This is a genomic window from Streptococcus parasanguinis, assembly GCF_001578955.1.
Classification (GTDB): domain Bacteria; phylum Bacillota; class Bacilli; order Lactobacillales; family Streptococcaceae; genus Streptococcus; species Streptococcus parasanguinis_U.
In genome coordinates, this window is sequence record NZ_KQ969691.1 from 212,303 (window position 1) to 226,974 (window position 14,672).

Here is a 14,672-nt window from a genome sequence, read left to right on the forward strand (position 1 = left end):
CTTATCAATCATCGATATGTAGTCTTTGGCCAAGGCCGCATCTCCAATCGGCAAGATCAAGGGAATCCCTCCTGCCTCTTTGACCGCTTCGACAAAACCAGTCGCCGCATAGCTCATGTTCGCGTCTGGATCATCTGGGAAGGGTCTTTCATTTCCTGTAATTCCAATCACTGGTCTTATTTTCATGCTTATTTCCATATTCTTTCATTCATCTTCAAGGCTTATTGTAACACAATTTCAAGCCAGACTCAATGGAGATTTTTTTGAAGAGACAGTCAACAATTAGAATGAAAGGACTCAGCCATCTAACTTCTGTCAATAAGAGGCAATTCTGTTTCAAAGCCCCTGAGGATTCTTAAGTAGTTACTTTTCTTTAAACCACTCCATCCCTGGGGAATCCAGTATAATCTTGGTCAATTGTTGGGGGTTTTCCTGAGTCCCATTGATAATCCAGTCGACAATAAGTCCTGTCAAACCAGAAACATACATGGTAATAGCATAGCGCTCTGGCATTTGATAAGCTGCCACAATGACTGGTCGAGAACGTGGCGTAGACTCAATCATCCCCAAGATAAAATAACGAATGTTGTCTGCAAAACGAAAGCTTGGATTTTTTGCAATTTCAGCAAAAAAAGCACTGTTCTCTTGGAAATAAGACAAGATGGCTTCTAAGGCTTCTTTGGGATAAAAGGTTTCTTTCCTCAAAATCATACGAACCGTCGTTATGGTTTCTTCTTTTAATTGCTCTAAAAAATCCTGTTTATCTAGGTAGTGCAGATAAAATGTCGAGCGGTTGACACCCGCTTTTTTAGTTAACTGACTAATCGTTATATCCTCTAAACTTTTTGTAGCCAAAAGCTGAATGAAGGCTTCTTTAATATCTGACTTAGTTGTCGTTTGTCTCTGTTGCATACGAACCCCTTATTTCTACATATTGTTGATTAAAGTATATCTCGAATTTTGAAAATGTCAACTATCATCTGATATTTTCAGTTATGATTATCATATTTTCTTCGTTATTTCAACACATTGTTGTTTTCTGTTGTAGCAATCGTATTTAAAAAAATCATAAAATAACCTTCGTAATTATTCAACAGGTTGTTGTTTTAGCAGCTGATAATTTTTAAAGGAGACAAATACACATGGCGTATATTGAAATGAAACATAGTTACAAACGGTATAAAACAGGTGATGTGGAAATCATCGCAAACAATGATATCACTTTCGAAATTGAAAAAGGGGAGTTAGTGATTATACTCGGTTCTTCTGGGGCAGGAAAATCAACTGTTCTCAATATTCTTGGTGGTATGGATACCAATGATGAAGGAAAGGTCGTCATCGATGGGAAAGACATCTCCAATTATAATGCGAAACAATTAACAGCCTATCGTAGAGACGATGTCGGATTCGTCTTTCAATTCTATAACTTGGTCTCAAACTTAACGGCCAAAGAAAATGTAGAGTTGGCTTCTGAAATTGTCGCGGATGCTAAAGATGCGGAACAAACTTTGATTGATGTTGGTCTAGGAAAACGCATCAACAACTTCCCTGCACAATTGTCTGGTGGTGAGCAACAACGGGTAGCTATCGCTCGCGCCGTCGCAAAAAATCCGAAAATTCTCCTCTGTGACGAACCTACAGGAGCCCTGGATTACAATACTGGAAAACAGGTCTTGAAGATTCTCCAAGACAAGGCTCGCAATGAAGGAGCTACCGTTATCATCGTCACTCACAACGGGGCGCTTGCACCTATTGCTGATCGTGTGATTCGTATGCATGATGCGCGTGTTCAAAGTATTGAACTCAATGCCCATCCACAAGATATTGATAGCCTCGAGTACTAGAAAGGATGTCTCATGAATCGTAAAACTTATTGGAAGGACGTGAGAAAGTCTTTCTCTAGTTCTAAAGGACGGGTGGTTTCTATTGCTTCACTCATGGCCTTAGGTTCTTTCGCTCTTGTGGGTCTAAAGGTGACGACACCTGATATGCAACACACGGGAACAAGCTATTTTACTAAACACCAAACAGCTGACCTCACAGTTACTGGTAGCTATGGACTGAACCAGTCAGATCAAGACCTCCTAAATCAAGTCTCATCAGAGGCAAACATTGAGTATGGTTACTTTAAAGATGTAGTACTGAAAGGTTCCACTGATTCCTTTCGACTATTTTCAAAACCAAAAGATATCTCAACTTATGAGGTTGTAAAAGGAAAACTTCCAAGTAAGCAAGGTGAAATTGCTCTTTCTTCAGTCTATCAAGATAACTATAAGATCGGTGACAAAATTGAGTTTTCTGAAAAAGAGGGTGACAATGGTAAGGACGTCTTAAAAGAACACAGTTTTACCATCACTGGCTTTGTTCAGTCTTCTGAAATCTTATCAAGTGTTGACCTAGGTTCATCGACAGCTGGTAGTGGGGAACTCAAAGGGTATGCGGTTGTTCCTGAATCTAGTTTTGATTCCGACGTCTACATGATTGCACGCTTAGCTTACAAAGACGTCCGTGGAGCTAACCCCTATACCCAGGATTACACTGACAAGGTTTCCAAACACGAGGATGAGCTTGAAAAATTAGTAAAAAATCAGCCTGCTAACCGTTTGAAAGAATTAAAAGCTGATCCACAGGCTAAGATTGACCAACAAACAAGACAACTTCAGAAAGCAGAAACGGAGCTTAACAAGAAACTTGAACAAGCGAAAGCCAGCGGTCAGGATAAGAATCCTCTTGTCCAGGGACAATTGACTCAGGCACAAGATGAAATCGCTGACAAGAAGGAGCAAATAAAGGAAGCTCAAGAAAAAATCGATAGCATTGCTGAACCAAGCTACGATGTCTACACACGTCGTGAAGCTCCTTGGTCAGAAGGGTACGTTTCATATGAGACCAACGCTTCTGTTTTTCAGAACCTCAGTAATATCTTCCCTGTTATCCTCTACTTTATTGCTGCCTTGGTTACCTTTGTAACAATGGGACGCTTCGTCGAAGAAGAACGGATTAAGGCAGGGACATTCAAAGCTCTCGGTTACCAAAACAAGGACATCATCCGTAAATTTATTATTTATGGATTCGTGACGAGCATGATTGGTACTGCTATTGGGGTTGCTGCTGGACATATTCTCCTTCCAACTATCATATACAATAGTTATAAAGAGCGAATCCTCCTCGCACCAATTGAGTTACACTTTTATCCATTTAAGACTCTTCTAGCTATTGTGCTTGGTCTTTTGTCCACAGTTCTTCCCGCTTTCATGGTAGCCAAGCGCGAATTAGGAGAAAAGCCAGCCCAACTTCTTCTTCCAAAACCTCCAACATCTGGTTCTAAGATTCTTTTGGAGCGCATCACCCCACTTTGGAACCGGATGAACTTTACACAAAAAGTCACTGCCCGTAATATTTTCCGATACAAGCAACGGATGTTCATGACTATTTTTGGTGTCTGCGGTTCCATCGCACTTCTCTTTGCTGGACTCGGTATTCGTTCTTCTATTGGAGACCTTAACACACGCCAATTCCCTAACATCATTCGCTATGATATGATTGTCGCAAACAAGGATCATCTGGATGGGCAGGAAAAGGAAAACATCCAAAAATTAATTAACGATAGCAAGGTCAAGGAACATCTTTCTATTCATTACGAAATGCTTTCAAAAGTGGCAGGAAATAATAACGATCGTCAAGATATCACAACCCTTGTGGTCAAAGACAAGGATCAAGAAACTCTACAACATTACATCAAGCTCAATAATCGTGAAACTGGTCAAAAACTCGATTTGACCGACAAAGGGATTATTATTTCTGAGAAATTGGCAGACTTAGCTGGCGTTTCTGTAGGGGATGAGTTAACCGTTCAAAATAGCCAAGACAAGGATATCAAACTCAAAGTTGCTGGTATTTCTGAAATGTATATGGGTCACTTCATCTTTATGAATGAAACTACTTACAGAAATGCTTTTGGTAAAGAGGCGAGCCAAAACGCTACTATTCTGACACTGAAGAATCACTCAGACAAAAACGTTGAGCAAACAGCCAGTCAATTTATGGAGCTTGATGGTGTCAAAGGGGTTGTTCAAAATACTACTCTAAAGGCACAAATCAAGACCATCGTCAACTCCCTTAGCCGTGTTATGGCAGTATTGATTGGGATTTCTGTTCTTCTTGCTTTAGTTGTTCTCTTTAATTTGACAAATATCAATGTGGCAGAACGTATCCGTGAGTTATCAACCATTAAGGTTCTAGGCTTCTTTAATAGAGAAGTGACACTCTACATCTATCGAGAAACCATTTATCTCTCTATCATTGGTATCTTGGTTGGATTCGGACTTGGTTGGGGATTGCATCAATACATGGTAGAGGTTATCCCTCCTGAAAATATTATGTTCAATCCAGGTCTGAGCTGGCTCATCTATGCCATTCCAACACTTGTTGTCATTATCATTCTGACAGGTCTCGGTATCTTTGTGAACCAACACCTTAAGAAAGTCAATATGCTCGAAGCCCTAAAATCTGTTGAGTAACATACGATCTAAGCTAATAAGTAGAGCTAAAGTACAAGGATAACTTCCTTATTCTAGACAAACGTCATTTTGGGCGTTTGTCTTTTTTATTTTTTAAATGATTTACTTTATCATCTGGTATTTCCATCCAAAAATCTGATTTTAAGTAAAATAAAAAGGGATATTCGCTATTCATTTCACCAATCTTTTGATATTTAACAAGGAGGCACATACTTTTGGATGACTCTTATACTCCAGTCATCTATGTCATGTAAATACAATAGTCCAGATAACGGCATGATGGAATCCTTCTTTGGCATTCTGAAGTCTGAGATGTTTTATGGTCATGAGAAAACGTTTCAGTCACTTGAGCAATTGGAACAAGCTAGTGTAGACTGTATTAATTATTACAACAACAAACGCATTAAGATAAAACTAAAAGGACTTAGTCCTGTGCAATACAGAACTAAATCCTTTGCTTAAATAAATTGTCTAACTTTAGGTTAGTACAAAATCAGTTTCTTTTGTGGAGTCAAAGGACTACTGTCCTAGGCTCTTTTTATCGTAACCAACTTTCGTCTAACTGGCCTTTACTTTTGCCAAAAGCTTTCCCATGTTCATCAATGACAGCATGAATCTCTTGGCATTGTTTGAGAGTGAGGCCTTCCAAGACGTTACCGTAAACAGCATGCATGTCATTATAGGTATCAAAGTTTCCAAATCCTAAGCGTCGAAAAAGTCTTCTCGCATATTCATCCGAAATAAAAACGGGACGATCAAAAAGATAAAGTAAAAGTGCATCTGCAGTCTCTGGTCCAATCCCTTTTAACTCCAACAGTAGCTTCCGTAAATCTTCTGTTCCAATTCTGGCAAGAAACTCAAAACCACCAACTTCTCTTAACCAGGTCAGAAGTCCCCTAATCGTTTGTGACTTTTGCTTGAAAAATCCGGCAGGTCGAATACGTTCCTGTAACTCTTCTAGCGGTAAAGCCAGGATACCCTCTACTGTCATGACATCCATTAGACCAGCTAAAGCCAACTTAGCATTCTTCTCTGTTGTTCGCTGGATCAGAATGGTCGATACCAAATCTTCAATCTTGTTATCCGATTGCCACCAATTTTGTTCTCCATAGTGCTTGCAGAGTCGCAAAAGAGTTTCTTGTATTTCTTCTTGCTTAATCATTTCTTCAATAGTCCTTGTTTTACCAAAAACTCACGTGCGACTTTAGCAGCAGGTTTTCCTTCTACTCCCACTTGGTAGTTCATCTGACTCATTTGGCTCTCTGTGATTTTGCCAGCCAACTTGTTCAGAATGCCTTCCAATTCTGGATGTTTCTTAAGAAGAGCTTCTTTCATGAGGGGTGCTCCTTGGTAAGGTGGGAAGAGGTGTTGGTCATCCTCTAGAACAACTAAATTATATTGAGCAATTTCTGGGTCTGTTGAATAGGCATCTGTTATTTGAATATTGCCTTGTTGGATTGCCTCATAGCGAAGGGCCGGCTCCATGGTAGCCACATTAAGATTTAGTCCATAAACTGATTGAAGTCCTTTGTTTCCGTCCTCACGGTCGTTAAATTCCAACGTGAAACCAGCTTTGAGCTTGTCCTGAACTTTCTTGAGATCAGAAATCGTCTTCAGATTATACTCTTTCGCAATACTTTTCGGAACAGCAATCGCATAGGTGTTTTGATAAGCCATGGGTTTGAGCAAGGCTAGATGATCTTGTTTCTTTATACCATCACGCGCAACCTCGAAAACTTCTTTGGAGTCGTTGCTGACTTTAGGAGCTGGTTGCAAGAGAGAGCTTGTAATGGTCCCTGTAAATTCTGGATAGATATCGATATCACCCTTTTTAAGCGCTTGATAAAGGAAATCTGTCTTCCCAAAGTTAGGCTTAACGGTCACCGTCATGTCACTATTTTCCTCAATGAGAAGTTTGTACATATTCATGAGAATTTCAGGCTCAGGCCCCAATTTCCCAGCTATGACTAGGTTTTCTTTTTCTTTCTGAGGAATCATGCTTGGAGCATAACTCGCTCCCAAACCAAGGAGCATCACCGCAAAGGCCGCAACAATCGTACGCAACTTTGCCTTTTCCAACCATTTGAGAATAACATTAAATAGAATGGCCAAAATGGCTGATGAGATTGCACCGATTAAAATGAGACTAGCATTCCGACGATCAATCCCCAAAAGGATGAAGGATCCCAATCCTCCAGCTCCAACAAGAGCGGCTAAAGTCGCTGTCCCAATGATCATAACGGTTGCTGTACGAACCCCCGATACAATGACAGGCATGGCCAGTGGAATTTCAAACTTCTTGAGTCGCTCCCACTTGGTCATTCCAAAAGCAACTCCTGCCTCCTCAAGGCTAGGATCAATGCCGTTCAAGGCTGTGATTGTATTTTCCAAAATCGGGAAAATAGCATAAATGACTAGAGCTGTAAGGGCCGGTAAGGTTCCAATCCCCATGAAAGGAATAAAGAGACCCAACAAAGCCATTGAGGGAATGGTCTGGAAGATACCCGCAACTTGTAGCACCCAGTTCGCCGCTTTTTTGTGGCTATTTAGATAAACCGCAAGTGGGATGGTCAGAAAAATAGCAACCAATAAGGTCAAAAGAGACAATTGCAAGTGTTGCCCAAGGGCTGTTAACCATTCCCCAAAACGATCTTGAAAAGTTGTAAGTAGTTTAGACATGGTGAGCACCTCCAAACAAATCTGCGACAAAGTCTGTCGCAGGCGCTTGTAAAATTGTTTCAGGGTCTGCCACCTGGCGGATTTCTCCATCCTGCAACACTGCAATTTGATCCCCTAATTTTAAGGCCTCATCCGTATCATGGGTTACGAAGATGGTCGTCATGCCGAATTCTTTATGTAATGCCTTGGTCAATTCTTGCAACTGCTTGCGAGAGATGGCATCCAAGGCTGAAAAAGGTTCGTCCATCAATAGAATTTTTGGTTCTCCAATGATAGCGCGCACAATGCCAATCCGCTGTTGCTCCCCACCAGATAATTCACTAGGCATGCGATTTGCATACTCTGCAGCAGGGAGCCCCACCTTATCCAAGAGTTCTTCTGTCTTAGAAGTGATTTGTTCTTTAGTCCAGCCCTTCATCTCAGGAATCAATGCTATATTTTCAGCAACGGTCAAGTTAGGAAATAAGGCAATGGCTTGAAGGACATAGCCGGTACTGAGACGTAACTCCCGTTCATCATAGTCCTTGATACGTTTCCCATCCATATAGATATTGCCATCTGTCGGCTCCAAAAGACGGTTAATCATCTTGATCATGGTGGTCTTACCAGATCCTGAAGGACCCACTAGCACCATGAATTCTCCATTTTCAATGCGGAGATTGACATCTTTCAAAATGTCTTTTTCTGTGTAACGCAAGGCTACATGTTTGTATTCAATCATATTTTTCCTCAATAAGTTTTCTGTCTCTAAGAATATCCAATAAGCTACTTGCTGGATGCCCTAGGACTTTTTCGACATCTGCTGAAACTCCAGCTTGTTCTCCAGCTTTAATCGCTGTATAGGTACTGACCCAGGCATCATACTCCCAAGTTTGTGCTGGCCATTTTTTCCGTGACTCATAGGCTTCTTCTACTGATTCATCCACATACGCGATGGTCTTACCGGTCTCTTCTGAGAGAAGCGCTACGATCTCTTCCATGGAAAGTTCCTCTGGTCCTGTTAGATTCAAGGTTTGATTTTCCCATTTCTTAGCATGTAAAAGAATCTCTGCTGCAACACTAGATGTGTCCTTACGGGCAACTGCTGAAACCTTCCCACTTCCTGCTGGACCACGAATCTCTCCATTTTCAAGAGCAATATCTATCAAGAAGTCCAAGTAAAAATTATCTCTCAAAAATGTATAGGTGAATCCTAACTCCTTGATATAGGCTTCCGTCTGGGCATGATCTCGAGACAAGGTAAAGGTTGCTTTTTCATCTGCTCCGTAAAAGGAGGTATAGACGATATGCTGCACCCCCGCTAGCTTTGCGGCATTTAAAAAACTCGTGTGTTCCTCAACACGCTCTGGATTTTCCCGAGCAGAGACCATCAATAAGACATCGATACCCTTTAAGGCCTCAACCACCTCTGGAGTATTGGCATACACCATCTTACGAATTTCCGCTGACGCGTAGACTGTTGCCCGCTCTGGGCTTCTTGCCAGATGGATAGAAGCAATTCCTTGCTGATCGACAAGATCAGCCACATAAGAGCCTAATTTCCCTGTTACACCTGCTATTCCAATCATAAGCATTTTCCCCTCTACTACAGTTCACTCTCTTTAGCTTTTAGATTTGTGATAATACGCTCTTGATAGGCTTCAAATTCTCGGATTTCTTGATCCGAAAAGCCTTGGTAAAAAATCTCTCCAAGTTCTTTGCTGACACGGTCACCGATTTCTTTTTGCGCCCAACCAAGGTCTGTCAAAGAAATATATTTTTTCCTTTTATCCTGCGTACAAGGTTGAATCGTAACCAAGCCTTGTTCTTTCAATTTCTTAACCATGCTGGTTAATGTATTATTGGCTAGACCCGTCGCAAGAGCGATATCGGTCGCAGTAGCGCACCCCAACTCTTGCTTCCACAAAATCGTTAAAATTTTCCCTTGTTCACTTCGGTATTGGGCATCTGGTTCCTTGCTCAAGAGTTTTTGAAAAAGTCGCCCGTTTAATAAGCGTATCTGTAAAGCTTGGTAGCCCCCTAACATCTTGTCTATTTTGTCTCCTTTTTATTTCTATATCGAAATATCAAAATCATTGTACCACTGCTTGTTACATCTGTCAACTATTTCGATATGGAACCAATAATTTTATCCAAATTCACCTTAAAAAAGCCTTTCTAGCCCTTCAAACTAGTTTTTTCTTCTTCTTTCTACTAATTTCTTTTAGCAAGATAGCCCTCTTTCTAGCATGTGTAACAAATGTTGGACTCGTTTTGTAACGACACCTGATTTTATAATGTGGTAATCTGTTAACGAAAATAATTCATACTAACGGAGAATTTGTTATGCATATACCAGATAATTACCTTAGTCCTGCAAGTTGTGCGGTTTTAGCGGTTGCTGCTGCACCTGTTATTGTCTTATCTGTCAAAAAAGTCAAGGTGCAATTAAAAGAAAATAAAGAGCTGGCTCCGATGCTTGGGATCGCTGCTTCTTTGTCCTTCTTATTAATGATGTTTAATGTTCCTGTCCCTGGCGGAACGACCGCTCACGCTGTCGGAGGAACCCTTCTTGCCATTCTCATAGGTCCCTATGCAGCCTCTCTGGCGCTGACAGTCGCCTTACTGCTACAGGCCTTCTTATTTGGGGATGGAGGTATTCTCGCTCTTGGGGCCAATATTTTCAACATGGCCATTGTGATGCCTTTCGTTGGTTATGCTATTTATAGCTTGTTCCGCAAGCACCATCAGGAAACGCTTGGCGTCATTGTCGGCTCTTATCTTTCGATCAATGCTGCTGCCTTCTTAGCTGGTGTTGAATTGGGCTTGCAACCCCTCATCGCGTCAGAAGCTGGTCAGCCACTCTATAATCCTTATGGATTGAGTATCACGGTGCCTGCTATGTTGGGTGCTCACCTCCTTGTCGCAGGTTGGGTCGAAGCCTTCTTCACCGTTGTGATTTACCGTTTTGTCAAGCAAGTCGCTCCTACAGAGTTGTACACACCAAGTACAGTCAATACTACTTCATTCGTTAAAAAAATTCGCTGGGTACTCCTTACTTTGATCGTCCTCAGCCCACTTGGACTTCTCGCAGATGGGACAGCCTTTGGTGAATGGTCTACTGAAGAATTGGGTAGCCTGCTTCATGGCAAAGTCCCAACAGGGATCAAAAATGGATTCTCTTTTGAAGCCTTGTTCAGTGATTACACCATTCCTGGAACAAAAATTGCGATTGGCTATATTCTATCAGCCATTACAGCTGTTCTCATTTTCTATATCATCAGTAAAATCATTCGATCAATGAACGGAGAAAAGACTTCTCATGCGTAAACTCCCTGACTGGCTTCATCAAGAGCAAGCGACTCTAGAAGCTTCAAAAAGCCATCACTATTTACAAATGAATCTTCAAACATTGCGCCACTTTCTTGGCAAAATGAAACAAACGACGCCCGCATTCAAGGCCAAAACTTCGTCTTGGATGCGGCTCGTTTCCTTTTTAATTTTAGCCATTCTCATTACGACTGCCCACCATCCCATCCAACTGTGGTTGATCGGCATCCTTTTGTTAATGCACATTGCCATGCTTCCTGGAGAGGTCCTACTCCACCTCTTTAAGGTCCTGTTCAAGGTGCTGTTGATTTCCACAATTGTGATATTGCCTAGCATCTTATTTCAAGGATTTCAAAATGGAGGACTCTTTTTGCTACGTGCAGGGATGATTGTCCTCAATATTTCTCTCTTTTTAGCCACAACGACAAGTGTGCAACTGGTCGAGGCCCTTCGTCAGTTGCGTGTTCCAAAAACCTTTGTGCAAACCATTGATATCACACTCAAATATGGCTATATCTTAGGGAAACACTTGCAACAACAGATCGAATGCGTCCAGCTAAGAACGGTTGGACAAAAAGTGAATCTCAATCTCTTTGGCTCCCTACTTGGTCTCTTGTATCTATCAACGAAGAACCATACCAAAGAGGTCTACGAGGCCATGTTGCTGAGAGGATATGGCATGGACACAAAGCGCAAAGAAGCCTTCCACTGGAAGAAGGAAGACATCTTTTTCCTATTGGAATTGGTTCTTCTCACGACCTTCACGACCTTACTTGGCTAGAAAGGAAGCCCTATGATTACCATTCAGGATGGAAATTACCACTATACCGAAGAAACTGGTGTCCACGATATTCAACTCCAGATTCAAAAAGGGGAAACCGTGGGCTTGATGGGCCCAAACGGAGCTGGAAAATCGACCCTCTTTAAAATTCTGGTTGGGCTCTTGCCCCTGTCTTCTGGTCAGTACCACTTCAAGGATTGGACCATTGACAAAGACTTCTTGAAAGATCCCTATCGTGCTGGGCAACTCTTCCAGCAGGTTGGACTCATTTTTCAAAACAGCGATACCCAATTGTTCAATACAAGCGTCTATGATGAACTGGCTTTTGGCCCACGTCAACTCGGCTTATCGGCAGTTGAAATCGAACAACGCGTCAATGATACACTCACTCTTTTAGAGATTGAGCACCTGAGAGATCGTATTCCCTACCATCTTTCCGGAGGGGAAAAGAAGCTAGTCGCCATTGCCAGTGTCCTCACCATGAATCCTAGTCTCTTGCTATTTGACGAGCCCTTTAACGGTCTCTCCCCCAAATACCAGAAGCTGATTGTCGCCTTGTTCCAAGAACTCAAAACAGCAGGAAAAACGATTGTTATTTCCTCCCACCATTTCGAGCAAATCGCTCCGATTGTGGAACGGGTTCTGCTCTTTTCTGAAGAGCACACCATTACAGGAAGCTACAATCGAGCTGATTGGGAAAATCATCCAGATATTCAACAATCGTTTTCAACATGTTAAAAAGCCTCGGTAGGGTTCTTCCTACCGAAGCTTTTTTGATCCTTAATCAACCAAACGAAAAAATCCTCCAGAGCTTAGCTCTGAAGGACTTTTAAATTTATTTCGTTACGATATTTACAAGCTTGTTCGGTACACTAATCACTTTCACGATTTCTTTGCCATCAATCTCTGTCTTGACTTTTTCGTCAGCTAGCGCGACTTCTTGCAATTCTTCACGAGAAAGGTCTTTAGCGACCATGAGTTTGGCACGGACTTTTCCTTTGATTTGAACGACGATTTCAATTTCGTCTTCAATCAATTTGCTTTCGTCCCATGTTGGCCAAGCTACGTAAGAGATTGACTCACCTGTTGCTGCGACTGTTTGCCAGAGTTCTTCTGCCAAGTGAGGGGCAAATGGGGCGATCAATTGGATGAAGCCTTTGGCGTAATCCACATAGAGTTTATCTTCCTTGTTAGCAGCATTGACAAAGACCATGAGTTGGGCAATGGCTGTGTTGAATTTCATAGACTCGACTTGCTCAGTAACAGATTTAACCGTTTCGTTATAAACCTTGTCAAGAGCGCCATTGTTTTCCGCAACGATTTCTTTACTTGTGATCAAACGGTAAACACGGTCGAGGAATTTACGGCTTCCTTCTAGACCTTCTTCAGACCAAGCGATTGAAGCATCAAGTGGTCCCATGAACATTTCATAGACACGAAGGGTATCAGCACCGTATTGTTCCACCACATCGTCTGGGTTGACCACGTTCTTGAGGGATTTCGACATCTTGGCTGGTGCTTGCTCCAATTCTTCCCCTGTTTCCATGTGGAAGAAGGAACCGTCACGTTTTTCAACCTTGTCAGTTGCCACAAGTGCGCCACGGTGGTCACGGTAGCTAGTTCCCAAGATCATTCCTTGGTTAAAGAGTTTTTGGAATGGCTCTTTAGTCGGTACAACACCAAGGTCATAGAGGAATTTGTGCCAGAAACGAGCGTAAAGCAAGTGAAGCACGGCGTGTTCTGCACCACCCACATAGATATCGACTGGCAACCATTGTTTGAGAAGGTCCTCATCAGCCAATTTCTCAGTGTTGTGTGGATCGATATAGCGGAGGTAGTACCAGCTTGAACCGGCCCATTGTGGCATGGTATTGGTTTCACGACGACCTTTGACGCCATCTTCGCGGGTTACTTCCAGCCAGTCTGTCAAGTTGGCCAATGGGCTTTCACCAGTACCTGAAGGGCGGATGTCCTTGGTTACTGGCAAGACAAGTGGAAGTTCACTTTCTGGAACAGCTGTTGAAGTTCCATCTTCCCAATGAATGATTGGGATTGGTTCACCCCAGTAACGTTGACGGCTAAAGAGCCAGTCGCGGAGACGGTAGGTCACCTTTTCTTGACCAAAGCCTTTTTCTTCTAGCCAAGCCACGATTTTAGCAATCGCTTCTTCTTTGTTGAGACCGTTCAAGAAGTCAGAGTTGACGTGAAGGCCATCTTCTGTGTAAGCAGCCTCTTCAACGTTTCCACCTTCCAAGACTTCTACGATTGGAAGACCAAACTGTTTTGCAAATTCCCAGTCACGCTCATCGTGGGCAGGTACGGCCATAACAGCACCTGTACCGTAGCTAGCAAGAACATAGTCGGCAATCCAGATTGGAATTTCTTTACCATTGACAGGGTTGATAGCATAAGCACCAGTCCAAACCCCTGTTTTTTCCTTGGCAAGGTCTGTACGAGCCAAGTCTGATTTAAGGCTAGCTTGGTGTTTGTAGTCCGCTACAGCCTCAGCTTGTTCAGGTGTCGTGATGGCATCTACTAGTTCATGTTCAGGCGCCAAAACAGTGAAGGTCGCACCGAAAAGAGTATCTGGACGAGTCGTAAAGACGGTGAATTCCTTGTCTGTTCCTTTTACTTTGAAAGTTACGTTAGCACCAGTTGATTTCCCAATCCAGTTGCGCTGCATGTCCTTGATAGACTCTGGCCAGTCAAGGTCATCCAAGTCAGCCAGCAAGCGCTCCGCATAGGCCGTGATTTTAAGCATCCATTGGCGCATTGGTTTGCGGACAACTGGATAGCCCCCACGCTCAGAGGTTCCGTCTGGAAGAACTTCTTCGTTGGCGATAGCTGTTCCTAGTTCCTCAACCCAGTTTACTGGCACTTCAGCTTCATAGGCCAAACCTTTTTCGTAAAGCTTGGTGAAAATCCATTGTGTCCATTTATAGTAGTTTGGGTCTGTCGTATTGACTTCACGGTCCCAGTCGTAAGAGAATCCAAGGGCATTAATTTGGCGTTTGAAGTTGGCAATGTTTTCCGCTGTGAATTCTGCTGGGTCATTCCCCGTATCCATAGCGTATTGCTCAGCAGGCAAACCAAAGGCATCCCATCCCATTGGGTGAAGGACGTTGTAGCCTTGCGCACGTTTGAAACGGCTAAGGATATCTGTTGCTGTGTAGCCTTCTGGATGTCCTACGTGTAGACCCGCTCCGGATGGGTAAGGGAACATGTCCAATGCATAAAACTTCGGTTTTGAAGCATCTGTTCCTGTCTTAAAAGTGTGATGGTCAGCCCAGTATTTTTGCCACTTAGGCTCGATTTCTTTATGATCGTAAAAACTCATAGCGTCTCTCCAATTTTCGTGATGCTCCTATTATACCATTTTTAGG

13 protein-coding genes and 1 pseudogene are annotated in these 14,672 nt (G+C 42.5%); 6 read left to right on the plus strand and 8 right to left on the minus strand.

What is annotated here, in order from left to right:
• Both SPADD19_RS12855 and SPADD19_RS07800 read right to left on the minus strand, forming a co-directional pair.
• On the minus strand, nucleotides 1-186 hold a 186-nt coding region (locus SPADD19_RS12855; RefSeq protein ID WP_241496543.1), incomplete at its 3' end, for a gamma-glutamyl-gamma-aminobutyrate hydrolase family protein.
• A gap of 177 nt (nucleotides 187-363) precedes the next feature.
• Entirely contained in the window at nucleotides 364-912 is a 549-nt protein-coding gene (locus tag SPADD19_RS07800; protein WP_003009944.1) for a TetR/AcrR family transcriptional regulator, read from the minus strand.
• Nucleotides 913-1,142: 230 nt separating this feature from the next.
• Here SPADD19_RS07800 and SPADD19_RS07805 point away from each other — a divergent pair, with 230 nt between their 5' ends.
• The 3 genes and pseudogenes from SPADD19_RS07805 to SPADD19_RS07815 form a co-directional block, all read left to right on the plus strand.
• Nucleotides 1,143-1,844 (plus strand): ABC transporter ATP-binding protein, encoded by a 702-nt coding sequence (locus SPADD19_RS07805; protein ID WP_003009942.1) that lies wholly within the window; start codon nucleotides 1,143-1,145, stop codon nucleotides 1,842-1,844.
• Between the two features lie 12 nt (nucleotides 1,845-1,856).
• Nucleotides 1,857-4,520, plus strand: a complete 2,664-nt coding sequence (locus tag SPADD19_RS07810) for an ABC transporter permease (protein WP_021154352.1) — start codon at nucleotides 1,857-1,859, stop codon at nucleotides 4,518-4,520.
• A gap of 231 nt (nucleotides 4,521-4,751) precedes the next feature.
• A pseudogene (locus SPADD19_RS07815) lies at nucleotides 4,752-4,982 on the plus strand (IS3 family transposase); the annotation flags it as partial.
• 76 nt (nucleotides 4,983-5,058) lie between these two features.
• On the opposite strand, the gene SPADD19_RS07820 reads toward SPADD19_RS07815, so the two are convergent.
• Genes SPADD19_RS07820 through SPADD19_RS07840 form a run of 5 tightly spaced genes read right to left on the minus strand, consistent with a single transcriptional unit; the run spans nucleotide 5,059 to nucleotide 9,234 of the window.
• Entirely contained in the window at nucleotides 5,059-5,682 is a 624-nt protein-coding gene (locus tag SPADD19_RS07820) for an endonuclease III domain-containing protein (protein ID WP_003009934.1), read from the minus strand.
• On the minus strand, nucleotides 5,679-7,199 hold the full coding sequence (locus SPADD19_RS07825) for an ABC transporter permease/substrate-binding protein (protein ID WP_061455721.1): 1,521 nt from the start codon (nucleotides 7,197-7,199) through the stop codon (nucleotides 5,679-5,681). The genes SPADD19_RS07820 and SPADD19_RS07825 overlap by 4 nt, the downstream gene beginning before the upstream one ends.
• The gene (locus SPADD19_RS07830; RefSeq protein ID WP_003009931.1) at nucleotides 7,192-7,920 is read right to left on the minus strand and encodes an ATP-binding cassette domain-containing protein; all 729 of its coding nucleotides are present in this window, start codon (nucleotides 7,918-7,920) and stop codon (nucleotides 7,192-7,194) included. Before SPADD19_RS07830 ends, SPADD19_RS07825 begins: the two co-directional genes overlap by 8 nt.
• A complete protein-coding gene (locus SPADD19_RS07835; RefSeq protein ID WP_021154346.1) occupies nucleotides 7,913-8,767 on the minus strand; it encodes an SDR family oxidoreductase in 855 nt (284 codons plus the stop codon). The genes SPADD19_RS07830 and SPADD19_RS07835 overlap by 8 nt, the downstream gene beginning before the upstream one ends.
• A 17-nt stretch (nucleotides 8,768-8,784) precedes the next feature.
• Nucleotides 8,785-9,234, minus strand: a complete 450-nt coding sequence (locus SPADD19_RS07840) for a MarR family winged helix-turn-helix transcriptional regulator (protein ID WP_031574929.1) — start codon at nucleotides 9,232-9,234, stop codon at nucleotides 8,785-8,787.
• Between the two features lie 290 nt (nucleotides 9,235-9,524).
• Between SPADD19_RS07840 and cbiM the strand changes: the two genes are divergently transcribed.
• The 3 genes from cbiM to SPADD19_RS07855 are packed head-to-tail and all read left to right on the plus strand — an operon-like array spanning nucleotide 9,525 to nucleotide 12,027.
• Nucleotides 9,525-10,508 (plus strand): cobalt transporter CbiM, encoded by a 984-nt coding sequence (gene cbiM, locus SPADD19_RS07845; RefSeq protein ID WP_061455722.1) that lies wholly within the window; start codon nucleotides 9,525-9,527, stop codon nucleotides 10,506-10,508.
• Nucleotides 10,501-11,289, plus strand: a complete 789-nt coding sequence (locus tag SPADD19_RS07850; protein WP_061455723.1) for an energy-coupling factor transporter transmembrane component T — start codon at nucleotides 10,501-10,503, stop codon at nucleotides 11,287-11,289. The genes cbiM and SPADD19_RS07850 overlap by 8 nt, the downstream gene beginning before the upstream one ends.
• A 12-nt stretch (nucleotides 11,290-11,301) precedes the next feature.
• Complete coding sequence (locus SPADD19_RS07855; protein ID WP_049507541.1) at nucleotides 11,302-12,027, plus strand: energy-coupling factor ABC transporter ATP-binding protein; 726 nt, start codon at nucleotides 11,302-11,304, stop codon at nucleotides 12,025-12,027.
• A gap of 97 nt (nucleotides 12,028-12,124) precedes the next feature.
• Here SPADD19_RS07855 and leuS read toward each other — a convergent pair whose 3' ends face one another.
• Nucleotides 12,125-14,626 (minus strand): leucine--tRNA ligase, encoded by a 2,502-nt coding sequence (gene leuS, locus SPADD19_RS07860; protein WP_061455724.1) that lies wholly within the window; start codon nucleotides 14,624-14,626, stop codon nucleotides 12,125-12,127.
• Between the last annotated feature and the right edge of the window lie 46 nt (nucleotides 14,627-14,672).

Coding starts and splice junctions, on each gene's coding strand:
- cbiM (WP_061455722.1), top strand. CDS start 9,525: ATGCATATACCAGATAATTACCTTAGTCCTGCAAGTTGTGCGGTTTTA.
- SPADD19_RS07850 (WP_061455723.1), top strand. CDS start 10,501: ATGCGTAAACTCCCTGACTGGCTTCATCAAGAGCAAGCGACTCTAGAA.
- SPADD19_RS07800 (WP_003009944.1), bottom strand. CDS start 912: ATGCAACAGAGACAAACGACAACTAAGTCAGATATTAAAGAAGCCTTC.
- SPADD19_RS07805 (WP_003009942.1), top strand. CDS start 1,143: ATGGCGTATATTGAAATGAAACATAGTTACAAACGGTATAAAACAGGT.
- SPADD19_RS07855 (WP_049507541.1), top strand. CDS start 11,302: ATGATTACCATTCAGGATGGAAATTACCACTATACCGAAGAAACTGGT.
- SPADD19_RS07825 (WP_061455721.1), bottom strand. CDS start 7,199: ATGTCTAAACTACTTACAACTTTTCAAGATCGTTTTGGGGAATGGTTA.
- SPADD19_RS07835 (WP_021154346.1), bottom strand. CDS start 8,767: ATGATTGGAATAGCAGGTGTAACAGGGAAATTAGGCTCTTATGTGGCT.
- leuS (WP_061455724.1), bottom strand. CDS start 14,626: ATGAGTTTTTACGATCATAAAGAAATCGAGCCTAAGTGGCAAAAATAC.
- SPADD19_RS07820 (WP_003009934.1), bottom strand. CDS start 5,682: ATGATTAAGCAAGAAGAAATACAAGAAACTCTTTTGCGACTCTGCAAG.
- SPADD19_RS07810 (WP_021154352.1), top strand. CDS start 1,857: ATGAATCGTAAAACTTATTGGAAGGACGTGAGAAAGTCTTTCTCTAGT.
- SPADD19_RS07830 (WP_003009931.1), bottom strand. CDS start 7,920: ATGATTGAATACAAACATGTAGCCTTGCGTTACACAGAAAAAGACATT.